At 55.6% G+C, this 22,568-nt stretch carries 21 protein-coding genes, 1 tRNA gene and 1 pseudogene; 12 read left to right on the top strand and 11 right to left on the bottom strand.

The genetic code is table 11. The features are described from left to right. Positions 1-60 precede the first annotated feature (60 nt). From N6P30_RS11035 to ppiB, 3 genes are all read right to left on the bottom strand, one after another. The gene (locus N6P30_RS11035) at positions 61-270 is read right to left on the bottom strand and encodes a YdgH/BhsA/McbA-like domain containing protein (protein WP_008499325.1); all 210 of its coding nucleotides are present in this window, start codon (positions 268-270) and stop codon (positions 61-63) included. A 136-nt stretch (positions 271-406) separates the two neighbouring features. Next, the gene (gene lpxH, locus N6P30_RS11030; RefSeq protein WP_023293120.1) at positions 407-1,129 is read right to left on the bottom strand and encodes a UDP-2,3-diacylglucosamine diphosphatase; all 723 of its coding nucleotides are present in this window, start codon (positions 1,127-1,129) and stop codon (positions 407-409) included. A 3-nt stretch (positions 1,130-1,132) separates the two neighbouring features. After that, entirely contained in the window at positions 1,133-1,627 is a 495-nt protein-coding gene (gene ppiB / locus N6P30_RS11025) for a peptidylprolyl isomerase B (RefSeq protein ID WP_008499327.1), read from the bottom strand. Positions 1,628-1,801: 174 nt separating this feature from the next. On the opposite strand from ppiB, the gene cysS reads away from it, so the two are divergent. Beyond that, entirely contained in the window at positions 1,802-3,187 is a 1,386-nt protein-coding gene (gene cysS / locus N6P30_RS11020; RefSeq protein ID WP_023293119.1) for a cysteine--tRNA ligase, read from the top strand. A gap of 86 nt (positions 3,188-3,273) precedes the next feature. On the opposite strand, the pseudogene N6P30_RS11015 reads toward cysS, so the two are convergent. The 5 genes and pseudogenes from N6P30_RS11015 to folD form a co-directional block, all read right to left on the bottom strand. Beyond that, a pseudogene (locus tag N6P30_RS11015) lies at positions 3,274-3,796 on the bottom strand (metal-dependent hydrolase). 73 nt (positions 3,797-3,869) lie between these two features. Continuing rightward, positions 3,870-4,886 carry a Mal regulon transcriptional regulator MalI gene (gene malI, locus N6P30_RS11010; RefSeq protein ID WP_008499330.1) on the bottom strand — a complete coding sequence of 339 codons (1,017 nt, stop codon included), beginning with the start codon at positions 4,884-4,886 and terminating at the stop codon, positions 3,870-3,872. Between the two features lie 83 nt (positions 4,887-4,969). Beyond that, on the bottom strand, positions 4,970-6,469 hold the full coding sequence (locus N6P30_RS11005; protein ID WP_008499331.1) for a PTS transporter subunit EIIC: 1,500 nt from the start codon (positions 6,467-6,469) through the stop codon (positions 4,970-4,972). Between the two features lie 282 nt (positions 6,470-6,751). Continuing rightward, positions 6,752-6,964 carry a ribosome-associated protein YbcJ gene (gene ybcJ / locus N6P30_RS11000; protein WP_004143016.1) on the bottom strand — a complete coding sequence of 71 codons (213 nt, stop codon included), beginning with the start codon at positions 6,962-6,964 and terminating at the stop codon, positions 6,752-6,754. 1 nt (position 6,965) lies between these two features. Continuing rightward, positions 6,966-7,832, bottom strand: a complete 867-nt coding sequence (folD, locus tag N6P30_RS10995; RefSeq protein WP_008499332.1) for a bifunctional methylenetetrahydrofolate dehydrogenase/methenyltetrahydrofolate cyclohydrolase FolD — start codon at positions 7,830-7,832, stop codon at positions 6,966-6,968. A gap of 309 nt (positions 7,833-8,141) precedes the next feature. Between folD and fimA the strand changes: the two genes are divergently transcribed. From fimA to sfmF, 6 genes are all read left to right on the top strand, one after another. Then, positions 8,142-8,705 (top strand): type 1 fimbrial major subunit FimA, encoded by a 564-nt coding sequence (fimA, locus tag N6P30_RS10990; RefSeq protein ID WP_008499333.1) that lies wholly within the window; start codon positions 8,142-8,144, stop codon positions 8,703-8,705. A gap of 68 nt (positions 8,706-8,773) precedes the next feature. Further along, positions 8,774-9,319 carry a type 1 fimbrial protein subunit FimI gene (gene fimI, locus N6P30_RS10985; RefSeq protein ID WP_023293117.1) on the top strand — a complete coding sequence of 182 codons (546 nt, stop codon included), beginning with the start codon at positions 8,774-8,776 and terminating at the stop codon, positions 9,317-9,319. Between the two features lie 34 nt (positions 9,320-9,353). Beyond that, entirely contained in the window at positions 9,354-10,046 is a 693-nt protein-coding gene (fimC, locus tag N6P30_RS10980) for a type 1 fimbria chaperone FimC (RefSeq protein ID WP_058673597.1), read from the top strand. 14 nt (positions 10,047-10,060) lie between these two features. Beyond that, positions 10,061-12,622 (top strand): fimbrial biogenesis usher protein, encoded by a 2,562-nt coding sequence (locus N6P30_RS10975; RefSeq protein WP_023293115.1) that lies wholly within the window; start codon positions 10,061-10,063, stop codon positions 12,620-12,622. After that, on the top strand, positions 12,615-13,622 hold the full coding sequence (gene fimH, locus N6P30_RS10970) for a type 1 fimbria D-mannose specific adhesin FimH (RefSeq protein WP_021241603.1): 1,008 nt from the start codon (positions 12,615-12,617) through the stop codon (positions 13,620-13,622). Before N6P30_RS10975 ends, fimH begins: the two co-directional genes overlap by 8 nt. A gap of 9 nt (positions 13,623-13,631) precedes the next feature. Further along, the gene (sfmF, locus tag N6P30_RS10965) at positions 13,632-14,153 is read left to right on the top strand and encodes a fimbria assembly protein (protein WP_008499338.1); all 522 of its coding nucleotides are present in this window, start codon (positions 13,632-13,634) and stop codon (positions 14,151-14,153) included. Between the two features lie 51 nt (positions 14,154-14,204). Here sfmF and fimZ read toward each other — a convergent pair whose 3' ends face one another. The 3 genes from fimZ to N6P30_RS10950 all read right to left on the bottom strand — a co-directional run bounded on the left by fimZ (position 14,205) and on the right by N6P30_RS10950 (position 17,089). Then, entirely contained in the window at positions 14,205-14,837 is a 633-nt protein-coding gene (fimZ, locus tag N6P30_RS10960; protein ID WP_023293114.1) for a fimbria biosynthesis transcriptional regulator FimZ, read from the bottom strand. Positions 14,838-15,637: 800 nt separating this feature from the next. Beyond that, the gene (locus tag N6P30_RS10955; protein ID WP_008499340.1) at positions 15,638-16,366 is read right to left on the bottom strand and encodes a helix-turn-helix transcriptional regulator; all 729 of its coding nucleotides are present in this window, start codon (positions 16,364-16,366) and stop codon (positions 15,638-15,640) included. A 24-nt stretch (positions 16,367-16,390) separates the two neighbouring features. Beyond that, a complete protein-coding gene (locus N6P30_RS10950) occupies positions 16,391-17,089 on the bottom strand; it encodes an EAL domain-containing protein (RefSeq protein ID WP_008499341.1) in 699 nt (232 codons plus the stop codon). Positions 17,090-17,367: 278 nt separating this feature from the next. Here N6P30_RS10950 and N6P30_RS10945 point away from each other — a divergent pair. From N6P30_RS10945 to N6P30_RS10925, 5 genes are all read left to right on the top strand, one after another. After that, positions 17,368-17,444 (top strand) — tRNA-Arg (locus tag N6P30_RS10945). Between the two features lie 102 nt (positions 17,445-17,546). Further along, positions 17,547-18,377 (top strand): CPBP family intramembrane glutamic endopeptidase, encoded by an 831-nt coding sequence (locus N6P30_RS10940; RefSeq protein ID WP_023293112.1) that lies wholly within the window; start codon positions 17,547-17,549, stop codon positions 18,375-18,377. 358 nt (positions 18,378-18,735) lie between these two features. After that, positions 18,736-19,752, top strand: a complete 1,017-nt coding sequence (locus tag N6P30_RS10935) for an iron ABC transporter substrate-binding protein (RefSeq protein WP_023293111.1) — start codon at positions 18,736-18,738, stop codon at positions 19,750-19,752. A gap of 24 nt (positions 19,753-19,776) precedes the next feature. Continuing rightward, on the top strand, positions 19,777-21,351 hold the full coding sequence (locus N6P30_RS10930) for an ABC transporter permease (RefSeq protein WP_021241598.1): 1,575 nt from the start codon (positions 19,777-19,779) through the stop codon (positions 21,349-21,351). A 1-nt stretch (position 21,352) separates the two neighbouring features. After that, positions 21,353-22,384: an ABC transporter ATP-binding protein gene (locus tag N6P30_RS10925; RefSeq protein WP_023293110.1), complete on the top strand. Its 1,032-nt coding sequence runs from the start codon at positions 21,353-21,355 to the stop codon at positions 22,382-22,384. The last annotated feature ends 184 nt before the right edge of the window (positions 22,385-22,568 follow it).

Raw genomic sequence — 22,568 nt, 5'->3', positions numbered from 1 at the left:
CATCAATTCATAACAAAACAGACCGCATTCTGGCGGTCTGTTTTCGTCGAGGGGCAATCATTATTTCGTCAGTTCAGCGGTCATATACACGCGATTGTCGACCTTCGCGCTGGTGATTTTATAAGACGCGCCCTGTTCAGCAGCCTGTGCAGCGATTTTCGCTTCTGCGCGGTCAAGGGTAGAGGCGGTTGCGCTCACGCTCTGCGCGAAAGAACCGAAAGAAACCAGGGAGAGAGCCGCAACTGCAACGAAAGTTTTGATGGATTTCATGGTCGTATTCCTTAAGTGTTTTGTCTGGGATAGGGCGTGTTGCCCTGATGTGATAAATAATAGGCCGACCACGGGCGGATTAAAATCGAAACAATTTGCCGATATTGTTCAAAAAAATAGAATGATGTGGAGGGGGTTAAAACGGAAACGCGATCAGCTCCACGCCCTCAGGCGTGACTTTGACCATAGAACCTTCGGTGTGCCAGGCACCCAATACCACGCGGTGTGCGGGCTGGCCGTTGGCGATGAGGGAATGCACGTCAGGACGATGGGTATGACCGTGGATCAGCCACTGAACGTCATGCTTTTCCATCACCCGCACGACCGCCTGCGGATTGACGTCCATGATGGTCATGGATTTGCTGCTGTTGGCGGCTTTACTGCCTGCGCGCATTCTGGCGGCGATGCGGTTGCGGATAAAGAGCGGCAGGGCAAGGAACACCTTCTGGATCCACGGGGTGTGGACTTTGGCGCGAAACGCCAGGTAGCCGGTATCGTCGGTGCAGAGCGTGTCGCCGTGCATGATCAGCACCTTGCGGCCGTAGAGGTCGAGCACCTGTTCTTCCGGCAGCAGCGTCATGCCGCTTTCACGGGCGTAGCGCTTGCCGATCAGGAAATCACGGTTGCCGTGAATGAAGTAGCAGGGGACGCCCGAATCCACCAGCGCGTGAATGGCGGCGGCCATTTCACGGTGCAGCGGGTTAGGATCGTCGTCGCCAATCCAGGCTTCAAAGAGGTCGCCCAGGATGTACAGCGCATCGGCGCTTTTCGCTTCACCGCGTAAAAAACGCAGAAAACCGGCGGTTATCGCCGGTTCTTCTGTTTGCAGATGAAGATCTGCAATAAAGAGTGTCGCCACCAATTACTCGCTGACGGTCACGCTGGTAATCACAACGTCTTCTTTTGGAACGTCCTGGTGCATACCGCTGCGGCCAGTAGAGACGGCTTTGATCTTGTCAACCACGTCCATACCTTCAACCACTTCTGCGAATACGCAGTAGCCCCAACCCTGCAGGCTTTCGCCGGAGAAGTTCAGGAAGTCGTTGTCCGCCACGTTAATGAAGAACTGTGCAGTAGCAGAGTGAGGCGCCTGAGTACGTGCCATCGCCAGCGTGCCGCGGGTGTTTTTCAGGCCGTTGTTCGCTTCGTTCTTGATCGGCTCTTTAGTGGCTTTCTGGTTCATGCCAGGTTCGAAACCGCCGCCCTGGATCATGAAACCGTTGATCACGCGGTGGAAAATGGTGTTGTTGTAGAAACCTTCGCGGCAGTAGTCCAGGAAGTTTTTAACTGTTTCAGGCGCTTTGTCATCAAAGGTTTTGATTACGATATCGCCATGATTAGTGTGGAAAGTAACCATTTTTGCATCCTGTTCCGTTATTGTGGTACGTCGACCCGCCTTCGGGTCATCTATAGGGGCTTGTTATAGCATAACCACAGGATGCGATCACCTTGCATTGTGTGCTGCTTCGGGTTTGAATTACGGGTAGAATAGCCGGTTTTCAACCACACACGTGTTTACATGGAATCTTCGATGTTAAAAATCTTTAATACAATGACGCGCCAAAAAGAGGAATTTAAACCTATCCATGCCGGGGAAGTCGGCATGTACGTGTGTGGTATTACGGTTTACGATCTCTGTCACATTGGCCATGGCCGTACCTTTGTCGCCTTCGACGTGGTGTCACGCTACCTGCGTTTTCTCGGGTACAAGCTGAAATACGTGCGCAACATCACCGACATCGACGATAAGATCATCAAGCGCGCGAATGAAAACGGCGAAAGCTTTGTCGCGCTGGTGGATCGCATGATCGCTGAGATGCACAAAGACTTCGACGCCCTGAATATTCTGCGTCCGGACAGCGAGCCGCGCGCGACCCACCATATTCACGAAATCATCGACATCACCGAGAAGCTGATCGCCCGCGGACATGCGTACGTTGCCGACAACGGCGACGTGATGTTCTCCGTGCCGACGGACCCAACCTACGGTGCGCTTTCCCGTCAGGATCTGGATCAGCTCCAGGCCGGTGCCCGCGTTGACGTGGTTGATGTGAAGCGCAACCCGATGGACTTCGTGCTGTGGAAGATGTCTAAAGAGGGTGAACCAAGCTGGCCATCCCCGTGGGGCGACGGCCGTCCGGGCTGGCACATTGAATGTTCTGCGATGAACTGCAAACAGCTGGGCAAGCACTTCGACATTCACGGCGGCGGTTCAGACCTGATGTTCCCGCACCACGAAAACGAAATCGCGCAGTCCACCTGCGCCCACGGCGGCGAGTACGTGAACTACTGGATGCACTCCGGGATGGTAATGGTTGACCGCGAGAAGATGTCGAAATCGCTGGGTAACTTCTTTACCGTGCGCGATGTGCTGAAGTATTACGACGCGGAAACCGTGCGCTACTTCCTGATGTCCGGCCACTATCGCAGCCAGCTGAACTACAGCGAAGAGAACCTGAAGCAGGCGCGTTCGGCGCTGGAGCGTCTGTACACCGCGCTGCGCGGAACCGACAAGTCTGTTCCGGCGGCAGGCGGCGAAGCCTTCGAAGCGCGCTTCGTTGAGGTGATGAACGACGACTTCAATACCCCGGAAGCCTACTCCGTGCTGTTCGACATGGCGCGCGAAGTGAACCGCCTGAAGTCCGAGGATATGGCGGCCGCGAATGCGCTGGCGTCACATCTGCGTAAGCTCTCTGCCGTGCTCGGCCTGCTGGAGCAGGAGCCGGACGCGTTCCTGCAGAGCGGTGCGCAGGCGGACGACGGTGAAGTGGCGGAAATTGAAGCGTTGATCAAAGCGCGTCTGGAAGCGCGTCAGGCGAAAGACTGGGCGGCGGCCGATGCGGCGCGTAACCGTCTGACCGAGATGGGCATCATTCTGGAAGACGGCCCGCAGGGAACGACCTGGCGCCGTAAGTAAGTCTGTAACGCCCGGTGACGCTAACGCTTACCGGGCCTACGGGCAAAAGTAGGCCGGGTAAGGCGCAGCCGCCACCCGGCTTTTTTTTACCTTCTTTTCCACCACAGCAACCCCATCAGCACGACCCCCCAGCAGCCACACCCACAGCAGTTCTGAAATAATCACCTGATGCCCGTACGGCGTGGTATAGCGTGAGAGCGCAAACGGCGCGACTTTAATCACCTGCCACGGCGCAAAGAAGCGTTCATCCGACCACGGCCACAGCCAGCCGACGCCTTTCCCGCCTGTGGTAATCGAATCCAGCAGGCTGTGCGACAGCAGTGACACGGTTAAAAACAGCCAGCACCGCGTCAGGCTGGCCCGGAACCATCGTCGTCCAGTCAGTACGCAAAGTATCGGCACCACGAAGGCAAAAAGCAGGGAGTGGGTAAAGCCGCGATGGCCGAAAACGTTGCCGTACGCGACGCCGAACTTAAACGCCAGCACGTCGGCGTCCGGCAGCATGGCGAGGACAATACCGGCAAACAGCAGGCGGGGTGGGATAACTTTTGTCCCCAGGCCTAAGCCCAGGCAAAGCGGAACAGCAGCGTGCGTAATAACGGTAGGCATTGTGATTATCCATGGCAAATCATGGAAATATAGCAGTCATTCCGCGCTAAAAAACCTGTGCGAAATTCTGATTTTACGCCGACTCGCGTGCGATAAGCTGCCCGGAGAGCGTAATACGCTGGGTTTGCAGCGTCGGCTCCTTCAGCGTGCGAATAATCAGCCCGGCCGCCTGACGCCCCGTCTCTTCGCTGGCGGACGAGACGTAGGTAAACGAGGGCGAGGTGAGGTTCACGTGGAGCATATCTTCGAAACCGACCAGAGCGACCTGCTGCGTCAGAAACACATCTTTACCCACCGTACGCCCGACCTGATGAATACCGGAGATGGAGCCGATCATGGCATCCGGCGAGTGGCAGAGCAGGGCGGTGATGGTATTGTTTTTTTCCAGCAGCTGGCGGGTGGCAAAACCCGCTGCCAGCGTGTCATCGCTGCAGGCCGGCGAGTATTCATCGCGCCAGACCAGCCCGTTTTGCGCCATCGCGCTGCGAAAGCCGAGCAGGCGCTGCTCGCGGATAAGGCAGCCTTCTCGTCCGCCTATGTAGGCGATATTACGATGACCGCGCTCGATGAGATAACGCACCGCCAGACTGGCCGCCTGTCGGTTATCGCGCATCACCAGATTGCATTTTTCATCCAGCAGCGACTGCGAGACCACCACCAGCGGCAGCGGGCAGTGGCGAATCTTTTCCGGCAGGGTAGAGGTGCGGGTATCCGAGGCCAGATAGATCACCCCGGCGACGCCCTGCTGCTTAAACGACAGCAGGCAGCGCTCAAGCTGGTCATGGTCGTTCTGGGGCTGACCGAGAAAAACCATATACCCCTGTTTTTCAAGATCCTGAACAATGCTCGCCATCACCTTGATGGAGAAGCTGTCGCTAAAGTCGCGAAGGATCAGGCCAATCAGGTTGGAGGTATTGGCGCGGAGGTTGGCAGCGGCAACGTTATGAACATAGCCCAGGGTATTGATGGCAGCGTTGACCTTCTCGATCGTTGCCTCTGAGATTTTCCCTTTCTGGCGCAGCACCAGCGAGACGGTGGAAACCGACACGCCCGCGTGCTTTGCAACATCAATAATGCTGACTTTCTTCAAAACCGCTCCCTGAAATTTACCGATTATCAGCCAGATAAAACACGCCTCCCAGCGTACAGGAGACGTGTCGTTCAGGCATCTTATTATTTGCCGATCATGGTGGACATGGTCTGGGCGATAAACTGTGCTCTGGCACCGAAAATCACCTGAATACCGTTGTCGCCGACAAACACCACGCCGCGCGCGCCGAGTCCGTTAAGACCGTCTTTATCTACCGCGTCGCTTTTTGCCACTTCCAGACGCAGGCGGGTGATACAGGCGCCGACGGAGTCAATGTTATGCGCGCCGCCCAGCAGGGTGATGATCTCGGTCGCGAGTTCAGAATCCGATTTTTCATCCGCATTGGCGGTTACTTCGGTGCGGCCCGGCGTTTTCACGTCGAAACGACGGATCACAAAGCGGAACGTGAAGTAATAAATCAGGCCCATTGGAATGCCGATGATAATGGCGCTCAGGAAGTGGGTCTGGTAGCCGTTAAACGACGGCAGGATCCCGAATGACAGATAGTCGATAAAGCCCGCAGAGAACGACTTGGCGATGTGCGCATGCAGCAGGTACATGGTCATGTAGGCCAGACCCGCCATGATGGCGTTAAAGACGTACAGAATCGGCGCCACGAAGATAAAGGTAAATTCGACCGGTTCGGTGATCCCCGTCAGGAAGCAGGTCAGCGCCGCGGAGAACAGAATACCGGCCGCGATTTTCTTATTCTTCGTATGGGCTTCGTGATACATCGCCAGGCACGCCGCAGGCAGCGCGAACAGCATCAGCGGGAATTCACCCTGCATGAACTTACCGGCGTTCTGGTAGGTGTCGCTGCTGAAGGATTTCACCCCTTCTTCCAGCATCTTGAACCAGATGGTCTGGTCGCCGTGGATCACCTGGCCTGCCTGGGTGGTGTAATCCCCAAACGAATACCAGAACGACGGATACCAGATATGGTGCAGACCGAGCGGGATCAGCGCGCGCTCCACCAGACCGAAGATAAAGGTCGAGGCCGCCTGGTTGTCGCCGTTAACGACCACGGAGAGGGCGTCGATACCGGCCTGGATATGCTGCCACACGTACGGCAGCAGCAGCCCCATCAGGAACGAGAGGAACGCCGTTGCAATCGCCACGAAGCGCTTGCCGGAGAAGAAGCCCAGGAATTCCGGAAGCTGCATGGTGTGGAAGCGGTTATAGCACCAGGCCGCGAGAATACCGCAGATCAGGCCGCCGAAGACGCCCATCTGCAGCGTCGGAATGCCCACCACCATGGCGTATTTCCCGCCCTGAGAGGCCATTTCCGGCGTGATGCTCAGCACGGTGCTGATGGTGATATTGGTGACAAACACCGACACCGCCGCGGACAGCGCCGCAATGCCGGATTCTGACGCCAGGCCCACGGCAGAGCCAATGGCAAACAGCATCGGCAGGTTATCAAAGATAACCCCGCCCGCGTTCATCATCAGCGGCAGATGGAACTTATCGCCGAAGGCCAGCAGCAGGCCCGCAGCGGGAAGCAGTGAAATTGGCAGCATTAAGGCGCGACCAATCATCGATAACTTAGACAGCGATTTAACAAACCCTGATATCAGACTCATGCTGATTTCCCCCGAGTAGCGCTTTTTTGGCGCTGTTATTGTAAGTAGAACGTTTTAGTAGAACGTTCTACTTATCGTGGGCAAAGCGTGAAAAACGCGCAACTGAATTTTCACTTTTCAACAGACGAAATACTGATTATTTGAAGTGGATCGATAAATAACCGTGATGGGTGTGAGGGGATAGAGATAGAAATTGCCGGGTGGCGGCTTCGCCTTACCCGGCCTACAAACGGAGACAGTACGTAGGCCCGGTAAGCGCAGCGCCACCGGGCATCAAACGGCTTACGCCGTCACGGTCACGCTCTGGCCTTCAAAGCTCACGGTCTGGCCCGCGACAATCTTGCAGCGCTTGCGGGTTTCCACCGCACCGTCCACTTTGACAAGCCCGTCGGCAATGGCAATTTTCGCCTGCGCGCCGCTTTCGCTCCAGCCTTCCAGCTTGAGCAGATCGCACAGCTCAACGTGCGGGTGTTTGCCTAATGAAAATGTGGCCATCTTACGCGTCCTCTACGTCGTGATATTCTTCGCACGCCTGCAGGGTATTCTGAATCAGCGTTGCGACGGTCATCGGGCCTACGCCGCCCGGTACGGGGGTAATGTAAGAGGCGCGCGCGGCGGCATCTTCATACACCACGTCGCCGACCACTTTGCCGTTTTCCAGACGGTTAATCCCGACGTCCACGACAATTGCGCCCTCTTTAATCCATTCACCTGGAATAAAGCCCGGCTTACCGACCGCGACGATCAGCAGATCGGCGTTCTCAACGTGGTGACGCAGGTTTTTGGTGAAGCGGTGGGTAACGGTGGTGGTGCAGCCAGCCAGCAGCAGCTCCATGCTCATCGGGCGGCCCACGATGTTGGACGCGCCGATGACCACGGCGTTCAGGCCGTAAGTATCGATGTTATAACGCTCCAGCAGCGTCACGATACCGCGCGGCGTGCACGGACGCAGGCGCGGCGCGCGCTGGCACAGGCGGCCAACGTTGTAAGGATGGAAGCCGTCCACGTCTTTATCCGGTGCAATACGCTCCAGCACCTTCACGTTGTCGATACCGGCGGGCAGCGGCAGCTGAACCAGAATACCGTCGATCTCTTTATCGGCATTCAGAGTGTCAATAAGTTCCAGCAGTTCTGCTTCGCTGGTGGTTTCCGGCAAATCGTAAGAGCGGGAGACGAACCCCACCTCTTCACACGCTTTGCGCTTGCTGCCGACATAAATCTGCGATGCCGGGTTACTGCCAACCAGCACAACGGCCAGCCCGGGGGCGCGTTTTCCGGCCGCTTTACGCGCCTTCACTTTTTCCGCGACCTCAGAGCGCACCTGCTGCGCAATCGTTTTACCGTCAATAATCTTTGCTGCCATCAGAGAGAAGATTCCGTCTGTAACGTTCGAAAGGGGGGATGCGTGTATTTTGTCAGAAGCGAGCCCCGCTGTCAGTCACCCTTTGCGCGTTTTTATCCGCAAGACGCAAAAACCCTTCTTAAGGGATGGTCAATTTCTTAGGCGGGATTAGGATGTGACCTGGTAAAATGGCAGCGTTTTGACATATTTAAAAATCACCTACTGAGCTACTTTGTCTCCTCCGAAATAAGCTTTCAATTACTCAATTGAACGTATTTCTTATTCCCGATTTTTCGCGGGAAGGGTTATTTACATTTTAAAGGAATAGACATGAAACTCAGCAACATTGCTTCTACTGTTATTGCAACTTTGGCCCTGGTTGCGGGTGCCGCAAATGCAGCGGATCCTGCTGCGCCGGTTTCCGTAAATGGCGGTACCGTACATTTTAAAGGTGAGCTGGTTAATGCGGCTTGTTCAGTAAATACTGATTCTTCCGAGCAGACCGTTAATCTGGGTCAGTATCGTACCGCGAAATTCACCAAAGTGGGCGACACCACCTCTAATATTCCGTTCAACATTGAACTGAACGATTGCGATCCGCTGGTGGCCAAAACTGCCGCTGTTGCGTTCACCGGTCAGATCGACCCAACCGACAAAACCCTGCTGGCCGTCACCTCCGGCAGCAACGACAATACCGCGAAAGGCGTGGGTATCGAGATCCTCGACAGCAAATCCAGCGTTCTGACGCCAGACGGTGCGACCTTCTCTGCTGCGCAGACGCTGATCGAAGGGACCAACACCCTGAAGTTCACCGCGCGTTATAAATCCACGGCTGCGACTACCGAGCCAGGCCAGGCGAACGCTGACGCCACCTTCGTAATGAAATACGAATAATTCCTCCGCACAGGGATGTTCAGGCCTCAGGGACGAGGCCCGTCATACGCTATTGCCAGGAACAAAGGATGACAAGGACAGGAACACTACTGCTGTTAACCCTTGCGATGGCTTGCCCGGCATCGGCGCATACCGTGGTGATCGAAGGCGGCAAGGTTCATCTCAGAGGTGAACTGGTGAACGGCGGCTGCGCCGTGGCGCCCGACAGCCAGAATATGCGCATCGATATGGGGCAGTACCGAACCAATTCATTTTCCGGCGTGGGCAGTTTTTCCACGGTGAATGTGCCTTTCACCGTACGGCTGCTGGACTGCAGCGTTGATGTTTCGCGCACCGTGGGGATCCAGTTTCAGGGGGCCACACCCGCAGAAGATCCTCAGGTCTTTCTGGCGACATCGCGACCAGGTGAAACGCCCGTCAGCAGCGGCGTTGGGCTGGCGCTCTTTGACGAGCAGCAGCGTCAGATTATCCCAAATGCCACGGCCATCAGCTGGCTGCCGATCGATACCCGCGAGCTGGCGTTCCATTTTAGCGCCCGCTATCGGGCTATTTCCGAACACCTCGAGCCAGGCAAAATTCAGTCGGATGTCTGGTTTACGTTGATTTATCCCTAACACCTGCGAACACATTATTAAAGGTACGGTTGTGATGAATACCCTAATTAGACCAGGACTTTTTTTATCGTTTATTTTAATGATGGTTTCTGCCTGCGCGAATGCATCCGGCGGTATTGCGCTGGGAGCCACCCGCGTTATTTACCCGGCCGACGCGAAGCAAACGTCGCTGGCGATCACCAACAGCAATAAACAGGAGCGCTATTTAATTAACGCGTGGATCGAAAATGCGAACGGGCAAAAAGAAAAAACGTTTGCCGTCACGCCGCCCCTGTTTGTTAGCGAGCCGGACAGTGAAAACACGCTGCGCATTATTTACGCCGGGCCTGCGCTGCCTGCCGACCGCGAATCGCTGTTTTACATGAACGTGAAAGCGATCCCGTCAGTGAACAAAGCCAAAACGGAAAACAATAACGTGCTGCAGCTGGCTATTCTCTCGCGCATCAAGCTGTTTGTGCGCCCGAACAACCTGGCAATGCAGCCGGAAGAGGCGCTTTCCCAGCTGCGGTTTGAGCGCGCGGGTAACCATCTCAAAGTCAGCAACGCGTCTCCGTATTACATCACCCTCGTCAATCTGAAGCTGGGCGGGAAGACGCTGGATAACCTGATGGTAGCGCCGAAAAGCGCGGCACAGCAGGTGCTGCCAGCCGGTGCCGGCGGCACGCTCTCCTGGCAGAGCGTGAATGACTACGGTGCCATCACGCCGGCGCGTAGCGTCAACCTGTGAGCAGAGTCAGGGCGATGAAAAACCATCAGGGACGTTACTGCCCGGTTGCACTGGCGCTGATGGCTGCGCTCTGGCCGCAGGCTGGCTGGAGCGAAAGCTATTTCAACCCGGCCTTCCTGTCCGACGACACCGCCAGCGTGGCGGATTTGTCGCGTTTTGAACAAGGACACCAGCAGGCACCCGGCGTTTATCGCGTGGATATCTGGCGTAACGATGAATTTATCGGGACTCAGGACGTGCGTTTTGAGCAGGCGGAGAACACGCCGCCGGTGGCGGGCGGGCTATCGCCGTGTATTACGCGCGCGATGCTGGACCGCTTTGGCGTCAACGTTGCGGCGTTTCCCGAGCTGGCTCAGGTTCAGGGTGAGGCCTGCGTCCCGTTGACCACGGCCATTCCCGGCAGCGAAACGGTATTCAACTTTGCCTCACAGCGCCTGAACGTCAGCCTGCCGCAGGTGGCATTGCAGAACAGCGCCCGGGGCTACATTCCGCCGGAACAGTGGGATGAAGGCATCCCCGCCGCGCTGCTGAACTACAGCTTTACGGGCAACCGGGGCAGCGAAGACGACAGCTATTACCTCAACCTGCAGAGCGGGCTGAACTACGGCGCCTGGCGCCTGCGCAACAACGGCGCATGGCGATACACGCAGACCAACGGGCAGCGGCACAGCGAGTGGCAGAATATTGGCACCTGGGCGCAGCGCACCGTGATCCCGCTGAAAAGCGAACTGGTCCTGGGCGACAGCAATACCGGTAATGACGTCTTCGACAGCATGGGGTTCCGCGGCGGACGGCTCTTCTCGTCTGACAGCATGTACCCGGACAGCCTGCAGGGCTACGCGCCCACCGTACGCGGGATCGCCCGGACGCCCGCCAAAGTGGTGGTGCGTCAGAATGGCTACGTGATCTATCAAAGCTATGTGCAGCCGGGCGCATTTGCGATTACCGATCTCAACCCCACCTCCTCAAGCGGTGACCTGGAAGTGACGGTAGAAGAGAAAGACGGTACCCAGCAGCGCTATACCGTGCCGTACTCTACCGTGCCGCTTCTGCAGCGTGAAGGGCGCTGGAAGTATGACCTCGTCGCGGGGGATTACCGCAGCGGTAACAGCGATCAGGATACGCCGTTCTTCACCCAGGGCACCCTGATTACCGGACTTGCCAACGGCTTTACGCTCTACGGCGGGACGCAGCTGGCGTCACGCTATACCGCGGTCGCCGTCGGGGCCGGAAAAAACCTGGGCGACTGGGGCGCGGTTTCGCTCGATATCACCCACGCCCGCAGCCAGCTCGCGGACGACAGCAAGCATGAAGGACAGTCCCTGCGCTTCCTCTATGCGAAATCCCTTAACGGTTTCGGCACCAACTTCCAGCTGCTGGGCTACCGCTACTCCACAAAAGGGTTTTACACCCTGGACGATGTGGCATGGCGCTCAATGGAAGGCTATCAGTATGCCGACAGCCAGGACGATAACGATGTGCCGGACGTGCAGAGCTATCACAACCTGACGTGGAATAAAAAAGGCCGCTTCCAGCTTAACGTTTCTCAGTCGCTGGGGGATTACGGCTCGGTCTATATCTCCGGCAGCGAGCAGACCTACTGGGGTACCGACGAGTCGAACCTCTGGTACCAGCTGGGGTATGCGGGGGGCATGAAGGGGATCAACTACTCCGTTTCGTGGTCGTGGAACAAATCCGTCGGGATCGACGGCACCGACCGGATCGCGTCGTTTAACGTCTCCGTGCCGTTCAGTATCTTTACCCGTCAGGGCTATCGCCGGGACAGCGCGATTGACCGTGCCTACGCCACGGCATCCGCCAGCCGGAACAGCGATGGCGACACAAGCTGGCAAACCGGCGTCAGCGGCACGCTGCTGGAGGACCGCAACCTGAACTACAGCGTGACTCAGGGACACACCAGCACCAACGGGTCAAGCGGAAGCGCCAGCGCCAACTGGCAGGCGACCTACGGCACGTTGGGCGTGGGTTACAACTACAGCGACGATCAGCACGATCTCAACTGGCAGCTCTCCGGCGGGGTCGTCGGTCATGCCGACGGCGTGACCTTCAGCCAGCCGCTGGGCGACACCAACGTGCTGATCAAAGCGCCGGGGGCATCCGGCGTCAGCGTGGAAAACCAGACCGGCGTGAGAACCGACTGGCGAGGCTATGCGGTGATGCCGTATGCCACCGTCTACCGCTACAACCGCGTGGCGCTGGATACCAACACCATGAGCAACAACACCGACATCGAAAACAACGTGAGCAGCGTGGTGCCGACCAAAGGCGCGCTGGTGCGCGCCAGCTTTGATACCCGCATTGGCGTGCGCGCCCTGCTGACGGTAGCGCGCGGCAACCAGCCCGTGCCGTTCGGCGCGGTGGTCCGTGAGACCCGGAGCGGTGTCACCAGCATGGTAGGGGATGACGGGCAGATTTACCTGAGCGGGCTGCCGCTGGAGGGCGAACTGCTGATCCAGTGGGGCGAAGGGGCGCAGTCCCAGTGTCGCGCGCCTTACAGCTTGCCTGAAAAGAGCCTGCAACAGGCAATCACAATGAAGGGGATTCGCTGTGAATAAAACCCACATCTTAGGCTTGTCGCTTCTGGCGCTACTGCCTGCGGCAAACGCATTCGCCACCGTGTGCGTCAATGAAAAAGGCGTGCCGACGGAAGTGCATTACGACCTGACGGACAAATTCAATAGCTCGAATAACCAGATTGGACAGGTCGTGACGCTCAGCGAGAAGTCGCAGTGGGTAGGGGTCAATGCCGTCTGCCCGAAGGGCACGGTCGGGAATACCACCAAGCGTAGCTATGTGACCGATTATCAGGTAACGGGAACGAGCGATGGCTATCAGTATCTGAAGCTGAACGACTATCTGGACGGGGCCATGAAAATCACGGACAGCTATGCTGGCGTGTTTTATCCGCCAAAAAACTATATCCAGATGGGGAGCCATCCTAACGTCTCCAAAAACAGGCCGTTTGGCGTTCAGGACTCCAGCCTTGTCTTCCGCCTTAAGGTAACCCGACGTTTTATTAATATGGTCGTGATCCCGCGCGCCACCATGTTCCGCGTTTACGTCACCACCACCTCCTCGGATCCGCTCACCACGCCGGTCTATACCATCAGCTACAGCGGTACCATTCAGGTGCCGCAAAGCTGCGCTATCAACGCCGGGAACGTGGTGGAGTTTGATTTCGGCGACATTGGCGCCTCCCTGTTCAGCAAGGCGGGCGTAGGTAACAAACCGGAGGGCGTCTCATCGCAAAGCAAAACCATTGCGATCAAATGCACCAACGTGGAGGCAAACGCCATGCTGACGATGCGCGTAGAGGCGGAGAAAGTCTCTGATAATGTGCTGGTGTCGGATAACCCGGACGTCGGGTTCATCATTGCCAACGAGAGCGGTGCGCCGCTAACGCCTAACAACCTGACAAGCAAAATTCCGTTCCGCCTCGACGACAGCGCGCAGGCAAAGGTGGGGATCCGCGTCTGGCCGGTGAGCGTGACGGGCAACAAGCCAGCGGAAGGGCGTTTCACCTCGCGCGGGTATTTGCGCGTGGATTACGACTAAGGAGCCGATATGCGAAACGGGATCCGTTTTCTCACCGTGGCGCTCTTTGCGCTTTGCACACAGGCTCAGGCGGACACCGCGTTGGGCGAAATTAACATTCGGCTCTACGGCAATATTGTCGATTTTACCTGCGTCGCGGAAGGCAGCGACAGCGACAAGACCGTCACGCTGGGCACCTGGCCCACGAAACAGCTCAGCACCACCGGGAGCCGCACGCAGCCCATGCCGTTTACGCTGAAGCTGACCGGCTGTCCGCCGGGCGCCGCGTCGATAACGTTTTCGGGTAAAGCCGACGGGAGCAATAACGGTTTGCTGGCGCTGAACGACGCCAGTACAGCGAGCCGTGTCGCGGTAGAGATCAGGGATGCGGATAAAACGCGTCTGGCTCTCCAGCAGGCCAGCCAGCCGGTCTCGGTTGATGCGCAGGGGAATGCAACATTGTCGTTTTATGCCAATTATATTGCCACTGCAGATAACCCTCAGCCCGGACGAGCCGATGCGGATGCCACCTTTATGATTAACTATAATTAGCACTGACCGCACTCCCTGCAGCTCAGATAAGCTGCAGGGAGTGAATTCAGGTTAAAGCAGCTCGTGCGCTTTGGCGTAATCAATTAATTCCACGATGCTTTGCACGCCCAGCTTGGAATAAATATTGGATTTATGCGCGCTAATGGTTTTGTTGCTTAATAGTAGCTGTTCAGCAATTTCCTTATTGGATAATCCATTCGCCAGATAGCGTAATACCGTGACCTCGCGATTTGATAATGGCATATCGACTGCCATCCCTTTCCCTGAACCCAAATGATTTATAAAGTTCAGCGTTTCCGATGGGAAAAAGGAATAGCCCATCAGGATCATTTCTACGGCGTTGTAGATCTCACCCAAATCTTTACGTTTACTGACGAAGCCATTTGCCCCGGCGCGAATGGCGCGACCCGCGTAAAATAACTCTGATTTAGATGAGAGGAACAGAATCTTAATGTCTTTGTTTAAGTTTCTGATTCTCTTAAGTAAAGCGAAAGCATCCGTGCCCGTGAGTTCAATGTCAAGGATCACCAGATCGATAGGGTGATTACGGATACAGTCAAGGACTTCATGGCTATCGCCAGACTTGAGCTTGACTGTGATATTCTTATTTTTCTGTAGCAGGACTTCTATCGACATTCTGACGATAGGATGTTCGTCCATAATGATAACGGATGCCGGTTTCATTTTTAATGCCTCAGATTGTTAAAAGCGTTATGCAGAGTTTGGTAAAACTCTCGAAATGCCGGAAGGATATAATGTGCAGATCCCTATACCGTAGTATTTCCCTGGAAAGAGCGAAAGCATCCTTGTTTACGTAATGAAAAGAACTATGCCTCAGCGCGGTCATCTCATTTGGCTGGTGTTGGCAAAAAGGTTTTTCTTATTCAGATTTGGTACGCTTCTTATTATACAGGGTAAGTTTTTTCCGAAAACCCTGTAAATTAATCACAGGATATTGGTTTGTATTATCTTCTGGATCTGAATCGCTATTTTTTTAAATTTAGCGGAAATATCCTGTTATCCCATTTACCGCATATTTTCATCTTTATGTAATAACAAAAAATAACAGATATCTCTGTATGTTGATCAATTGTTAACAAAAATACGCATCATTTTGGGGGACTCGCCCGGTCTGATGAGGTGAACAATTGCCCTCGCAGGCCGTCAGACCTTCATCTGAAAGCGTGAAGGTTGACCTTCAGCTCCGCAACTCCTGCACAGGAGAACATGCTATCTGCTTCGCTTTTCCCTCCAGGGCGCAGTCGCTAAGCTGCTTGTTTTTACATCATTATCATCTTGTTAACGCTGTCTGCATTCACTTAACGGATGGAGGAAAGTGCTGCCGTTCGTTCAATTTGTGGCATATCACAAGGTTCTCGCCCATAAATTAGGAATAGTTATAATTTCGACTTTATTGTTAAAAATTAACATTTTTGAAACGCGAATGGTAAGTAAATTCTTAAAGCGCTTTAGGAAATAAGAGGTTAGGACGTGAGTGAAAACGTGCAGTCTGAGAGGTTATTAAGAAGATGCAACAATTCCTGTCGATGACTCAGCCCCAGCTTCACCAGGATGCAGCTAAGACGATAGATAATGCGGCTATAGGGACGATTCTGCATAAGGGCAATCTGACGTAACGTCTTGCCCCGGGAGAGTTCCTGCAGGATCGGCCATTCATTGCGGTTGAACCAGTCTTTGTCGGAGCCCTGTGGCGGGCGGGCATCCAGCAGGCTGTGCTGGAGTGCCGCGGCGTTCAGCTGGCGCTCGAGCACATGAAAGGGACCTGCCGCTTTGCAGAAAAGGCGGGTGTCGTAATTATCGGCCCGGACTAACAGCCAGGGCGTCAGGAACGGAGGAAACAGGCTATGCCTTCTCAACTGATCCAGTTTCTCCAGAAGCCCCGTTGACCGGCTTTCAATATCCACGACCAGACGGGCGGAGGGCCATTGCGTCTGTGCGACAAGGGCGTCGTCCAGCGTGGCGTAATCGCAGCAGCTGCTCAGGGGAAACTGCCCGTTGAGAAAACCGGTGCGCAGGAAATGATCCTCCGTCACCAGGAGAATAAACGGGGCGTCTGTTTTGCGGGGCTGGCTGATGGACTGGCTCAAAAATTCGAGCCGGTCGAAAAAGGGGGGAGCAAAAGGTGAGCGCGTAAATCCCAGTGCATCACTTCCTGTACGCCGCCGCCGGTAACGGCGCACTGTCATTCGCATGGTCTCCCTCCTGGAAATGGCGTTTTAATCCTCCGGCCATGTCCAGGACGGCCAGTAATATCCCTGGCCGAAGTCTGCGCCTGCCTGCAGTGCCCAGGTACGATCGCGTTCAGTCTCAATACCTTCGATAAGCACTTTCCCGGCAAGCTGAAAGCAAAGGGAAACCAGTTGCCTCAGCGCAGGGGTGTCGCGTAAACGCCAGAATGCTTCCTTATCTATTTTTATGCCGCTTAACGGAAGTCGACAGGATAAAAACGACTGCACTAAGACATCATCAATGTCATCCAGCCAGATAGCGTGCCCCTGTCTGCTCAGCTGCTGCAGATTCTGAACCACGCGCTGCTTCTGCGCGACGGACAGCGCCAAAAAAGCCGCAAGGTCGACAAGCTCAATATTGAGCGGCACGCAGGGGAGTCTGATGAGCCGCTGGAAGGACGCAGGCTCTGTCAGGACGGTTATCGGCAGATTAATAAAAAGGTTATGACCGTGCGGCGTATTTTTTAACGCAGCAAGCTGCGCCTCAAGCAGCGTTAGCGACCAGCCAGCGGACCGATCGCAAAAAAAATCCTCACTGTGCCGCGTATCGGCCAGGACGCTAAGGACCTCGACGCCAACCTGACGCAAAGAGGCGAGGGCGACGATAGGCTCAAGCTTAATGCCGACGATGTCCTGAGAGAGGTACTGTAACCGGGGGGGCGTATCGATCAGGTTTTGCGCTGTCACTCCATTGTCCTGTTGTCTGTCAGCCTCCAGGCGGCCGGGATACCTGGCTCTAGTGTGACGAGCTGACGTTCAGGAAAACAGCAGGCGTTACTTAAATGCAACTAAGCCTTTTCGCAGCGCTAAATTTTACGGTAAAACAGGGAGGAATGTTGAGAAAATAGCCGTATTTACAATCGGCTAGCGGTAATTGGCCCTGAAAACGGAAAAGGCATTGACTCACCTGCCATTGACCGTATAATTCTTCGCGTTTCACCACCGCGAAGTACACGCTTCTCAGTGCGCCCTTAGCTCAGTTGGATAGAGCAACGGCCTTCTAAGCCGTAGGTCGTAGGTTCGAATCCTACAGGGCGTGCCATTTCATTTCATAGAGTTACGCCTCACTCACATCCTCCTGATTTCCGTTGTGGGACATATTTGGGACATCGACCCTAAAATTTATCGGTCATGAAGGACATTTATGTGGTATCTACTCGCAATTTCGCTTGCCGCACTTTCCCTTAATAAAAGCCTGGCTTACCTGCTGCTGGGATTAACGGCATTTCTCGGCTGGAAACAGAGCATTCTTGACGCCCCGGCGCTGCTGGTTATTGCGTCAATCGTTATTGGCTGGTCTGCTGTTGAATGGCTACGTAATAAGGTTCATAAATATACTTATCTGATTGAAGGCCTGTGTGTGATCATCGCCGTTACCCTGGTTATGCATGTACTCCCGGGCTTCCATAATCCCAAAGTGCTGGATGCTGTCGTCGTTGGTCCGCAAAGCATACCGTTCAGTATGTACTTTAATATGGACAAGGCGGTGGTGCCGTTCTTTTTAATTACGTGCATGCCAACGCTATTCGTAGCAAAACCCCTCTATAAAATGGGCAAGCTCGGCTGGGTAATATTGGTACTTGCGGTACCCGCGCTGTTACTTCTGGCTGTGGCGTTGGGCGGGCTGAGAATTGAGCCACATGCGCCAGAATGGTTCGCGCAATTTGCCCTTGCGAATATTTTCTTCGTCTCTTTGGCCGAGGAAGCCCTGTTCAGAGGCTACCTGCAGCAGCGCTTGTCCCGGATCGTTCATCCTGTTGTCGCGTTGTTGATTGCCTCAGTCCTCTTTGGGCTGATGCATTATAGCGGCGGTTTACTGCTGATTATTTTTGCCAGCCTCTCCGGCATTATTTACGGCCTGGCGTGGATGTGGAGCGGCAGGCTCTGGGTTGCAACGTTATTCCATTTTGGGCTGAACTGCGTGCATTTATTGTTCTTCACCTATCCTGTATATGCCCCTCATGCGGCTATGTGAGGCTTTTTAAATGAGTAGCCTTATAAATTTAGCTACCTCCGGATAAGCATAAAAAGCCCCCGCACTATCGGGGCTTTTTTATTTCTGCCGGGCGCGCGAATAACAGATTTACCTTCGCGCCATAATAAATAGAAGGCTAATGAATTTTGTTGTTGGCAGGCTTAAGGTTTTCTTAATCTAAAAATTATCTCGCATTTAAATTTGGGTTTTTATCATTACAAAATCTGTTAATAAGAAATTTTACACTTTTACGACTAAACTCGATTGATACTAATTATCATTAGCGTTTTTGTATGGTTTAATCCTTTCCCGCAGTGCTATTTATCGTTAATCACGTTGCCCTATTAAGGATATGTTCATGAATTCTCGCCTGCTGTCCTGCTTCTCGCTTGCCTTGTTGTCCTCATCCCTTTTCCTTTCCACACAGTCGGTTGCCGCCGATAACAACGAAGGTATCGTTGTTTATAACGCGCAGCATGAAAACCTGGTGAAGTCGTGGGTTGACGGTTTTACCAAAGAAACCGGGATTAAAGTCACTTTGCGTAATGGTGATGACAGCGAGCTGGGTAACCAGCTGGTGCAGGAAGGCAGCGCATCGCCGGCAGACGTGTTCCTGACGGAAAACTCGCCGTCCATGGTGCTGGTGGATAACGCCAACCTGTTTGCCCCGCTGGATTCAGACACCCTGAAGCAGGTACCGGCAGAGTATCGTCCGGCGCATGGCCGCTGGATCGGCATTGCTGCCCGCAGCACGGTGTTCGTCTATAACCCGGCGAAGCTGAGCGAGCAGCAGCTGCCTAAGTCGCTGATGGATCTGGCGAAACCCGAGTGGAAAGGCCGCTGGGCGGCATCACCGTCAGGCGCGGATTTCCAGGCTATCGTGAGCGCGATGCTGGCCCTGAAGGGCGAGAAGGCCACCCTGGAATGGCTCAAGGCGATGAAAGCCAACTTCGTGGCCTATAAAGGCAACAGCACCGTGATGAAAGCGGTCAATGCGGGTCAGATTGATGGCGGGGTGATTTACCACTACTACCGCTTTGTCGATCAGTCCAAAACCGGTGAAAACAGCAAAAATACCCAGCTCTACTACTTCAAGCACCAGGACCCGGGCGCGTTTGTGAGCCTCTCCGGCGGTGGCGTGCTGGCGTCCAGCAAGCACAAAGCGCAGGCGCAGGCCTTCATCAAATACATTACCGGCAAAGAAGGTCAGGAAAGCCTGCGTACCAACAACGCCTTTGAATACGCCGTGGGCGTGAACGCGGCCTCAAACCCGAAACTGGTCCCGCTGAAAGATCTTGATGCACCGAAAGTAGAACCTTCAACGCTCAACAGTAAAAAAGTTATCGAGCTGATGACGCAAGCCGGCCTGCTGTGATCCTGAGAGTGAAGTGAAGGTCTTATGTCTGGTCTGAGTCTCGACATCGGAAAAAACAGAGTGCAGGAGCCTGCCCGCAGGCGTCCTGCACTGCCGATGGTTGCGTTAGCTGTCTTGTTTTCATTACTGGCGCTTCTGCCTTTGGGTTTTATCATTGCCATTGGCATTGAGACGGGCTGGGAAACCATTAAGGCGCTGGTGTTTCGCCCGCGTGTGGCTGAGTTGCTCAGCAACACGCTGTGGCTGACGGCCCTGGCGGTTCCGCTGTGTATCGTGACGGGCGTGGCGATTGCCTGGCTCACAGAGCGCACCCAGCTTGCCGGACGGGGCATCTGGTCCGCGCTGGCGGTCGCCCCGCTGGCCATTCCCGCGTTTGTGCAAAGCTATGCCTGGGTGAGCGTGGTTCCGTCGATGCACGGGCTCTCCGCGGGCGTGTTTCTCTCCGTGCTTGCCTACTATCCCTTTATTTACATGCCGGTTGCGGCGGTGCTCCGCCGCCTTGACCCGACGCTCGAAGATGTCGCCGCGTCGCTCGGCACCCCGCCGTGGAAGGTCTTTTTCCGCGTGGTGCTACCCCAGCTCAAGCTGGCTATCTGCGGCGGCGCGCTGCTGGTGGCGCTGCACCTGCTGGCGGAATATGGTCTGTACGTGATGATCCGCTTTGATACCTTCACCACGGCCATTTATGACCAGTTTCAGTCTACCTTCAGCGGCCCGGCAGCAAACATGCTGGCGGGCGTGCTGGCTTTGTGCTGCCTCGCTATCCTGGTGCTGGAAGGCGTGACGCGTGGAAAAGCACGCTACGCGCGCATTGGCGCCGGGGCTGCGCGCGAGCAGAAACGCTGGCCGCTGAAGCCTGCGGCTGCCGCGCTGGGGCAGCTGTTTTTCATGGTGCTGATCGTCCTGGCGCTGGGCGTGCCGTTAGCTGTTCTGTGTCGCTGGATTTGGCTCGGCGGGGTGGAAAACTGGATGAGCGCCGATCTCTGGCACTCGCTGCGCCAGACGCTGATGCTCGGCGTGGGCGGCGCGCTGCTGACGACGACGTGCGTGATCCCCATTGCGTGGCTCGGTATCCGCTACCCGCACCGTATCTTCCGGATGCTGGAAGGGTGCATCTATATCACCAGTTCGCTGCCGGGCATTGTCACGGCGCTGGCGCTGGTCACCGTCACCATTCATTACGCCCGTCCCATTTACCAGACGGAAATTACCCTGTTCCTTGCCTACCTGCTGATGTTTATGCCCCGTGCGCTCATCAACCTGCGGGCGGGAATTGCGCAGGCGCCGGTTGAGCTGGAAAACGTGGCGCGCAGCCTTGGCAGCACGCCCGCGAAGGCGCTCTGGAGCGTCACGATGCGGCTGGCCGCGCCGGGTGCGGCGGCGGGGGCCGCGCTGGTGTTCCTCGGCGTCAGCAACGAGTTGACCGCCACGCTGTTACTCTCTCCCCTGGGCACGCGCACGCTCTCTACCGGGTTCTGGGCGCTGACCAGCGAAATTGACTATGTCGCCGCCGCGCCTTACGCGATGCTGATGATCCTGATTTCCCTCCCGCTGACCGCCATTCTCTATATGCAGTCGAAGAAAATTGCAGGGCTATGACATGCTTGAATTAACCGCCATTTCTAAATCATTTGCTGATGTGCAGGTGCTCGACAGCTTAAACCTGAGCGTTGCGCCGGGGAGCAGAACGGCCATTGTCGGGCCGTCGGGGTCAGGTAAAACCACGCTGCTGCGTATTCTTGCCGGGTTTGAGACGCCCGACACCGGTCGTATTGTTATGCAGGGGAGAACCCTGTTTGATGAAAACCGTTTTGTCCCTGCCCACCAGCGCGGGATCGGTTTTGTGCCGCAGGAGGGCGCGCTGTTCCCGCACCTCAACGTGGCAGACAACATTGCCTGGGGGCTGGACGGGACCCGCCACGAAAAACGCCAGCGCGTTGAGGCGCTGATGGAGATGGTTTCGCTGGACAGGCAGCTCGCCACGCACTGGCCTCACGAGATTTCCGGCGGACAGCAGCAGCGCGTGGCCCTTGCCCGTGCGCTGGCCCAGCGTCCTTCACTGATGCTGCTGGATGAACCGTTCTCGGCGCTGGATACTGGCCTGCGCGCCATGACGCGAAAGGCCACGGCCGATCTGCTGGCCGAAGCGGGCGTGGCCTCGATTCTGGTTACCCACGATCAGAACGAAGCGCTCTCCTTTGCCACGCAGGTTGCCGTCATGCGTTCCGGACGCTTCACGCAGGTCGGGACGCCTTATGAGGTTTACACCCGTCCCGTTGACGAAGAGACGGCGCTGTTTCTTGGTGATGCGCTGATCCTGCCTGCGCAGCTCACCGCGGGCTACGCCCTCTGCGCCCTGGGTAAGGTGCCCACAGACAACCCGCTGGCGACAGGGCAGGGCAGAGTGATGCTGCGCCCGGAGCAGCTGAGCGTGGTGGCATGCGCCTCACATGAAAGCCCGATCTCCATTCTTGATGTGGATTTTACCGGTCACCTGTCGACGCTCACCCTTGGGCTTACCGGACAGCCGCAGCCCGTCACCCTCAAGACCGTCAGCCAGCCAGGATGGAACCCGGGCACGGCGGTTCGCATTGATATTGCTGGCACCGCGCGTGTATTCGACTATTCTTAATATTCATTAATAATTTCATGCAATGGACTGTTATAAAAGAATTTTCCAGAATATATGGCATTTCCTGAGATTCTCTACCATGCTCATAAAACCTCACCATCATGCGTGAGGTTTTTCGTAGTTGCTGATTAATCTCAAGGAAAAAGGTTATGAAAAAGACGACTGCTATTTTGTTGGGAACGGC

Source organism: Enterobacter sp. PL1 (genome assembly GCF_945957325.1).
Lineage (GTDB): Bacteria > Pseudomonadota > Gammaproteobacteria > Enterobacterales > Enterobacteriaceae > Enterobacter > Enterobacter roggenkampii.
The sequence above is the reverse complement of the archived record's forward strand: the minus strand, read 5'-3'. Positions and strand labels throughout refer to the sequence as shown.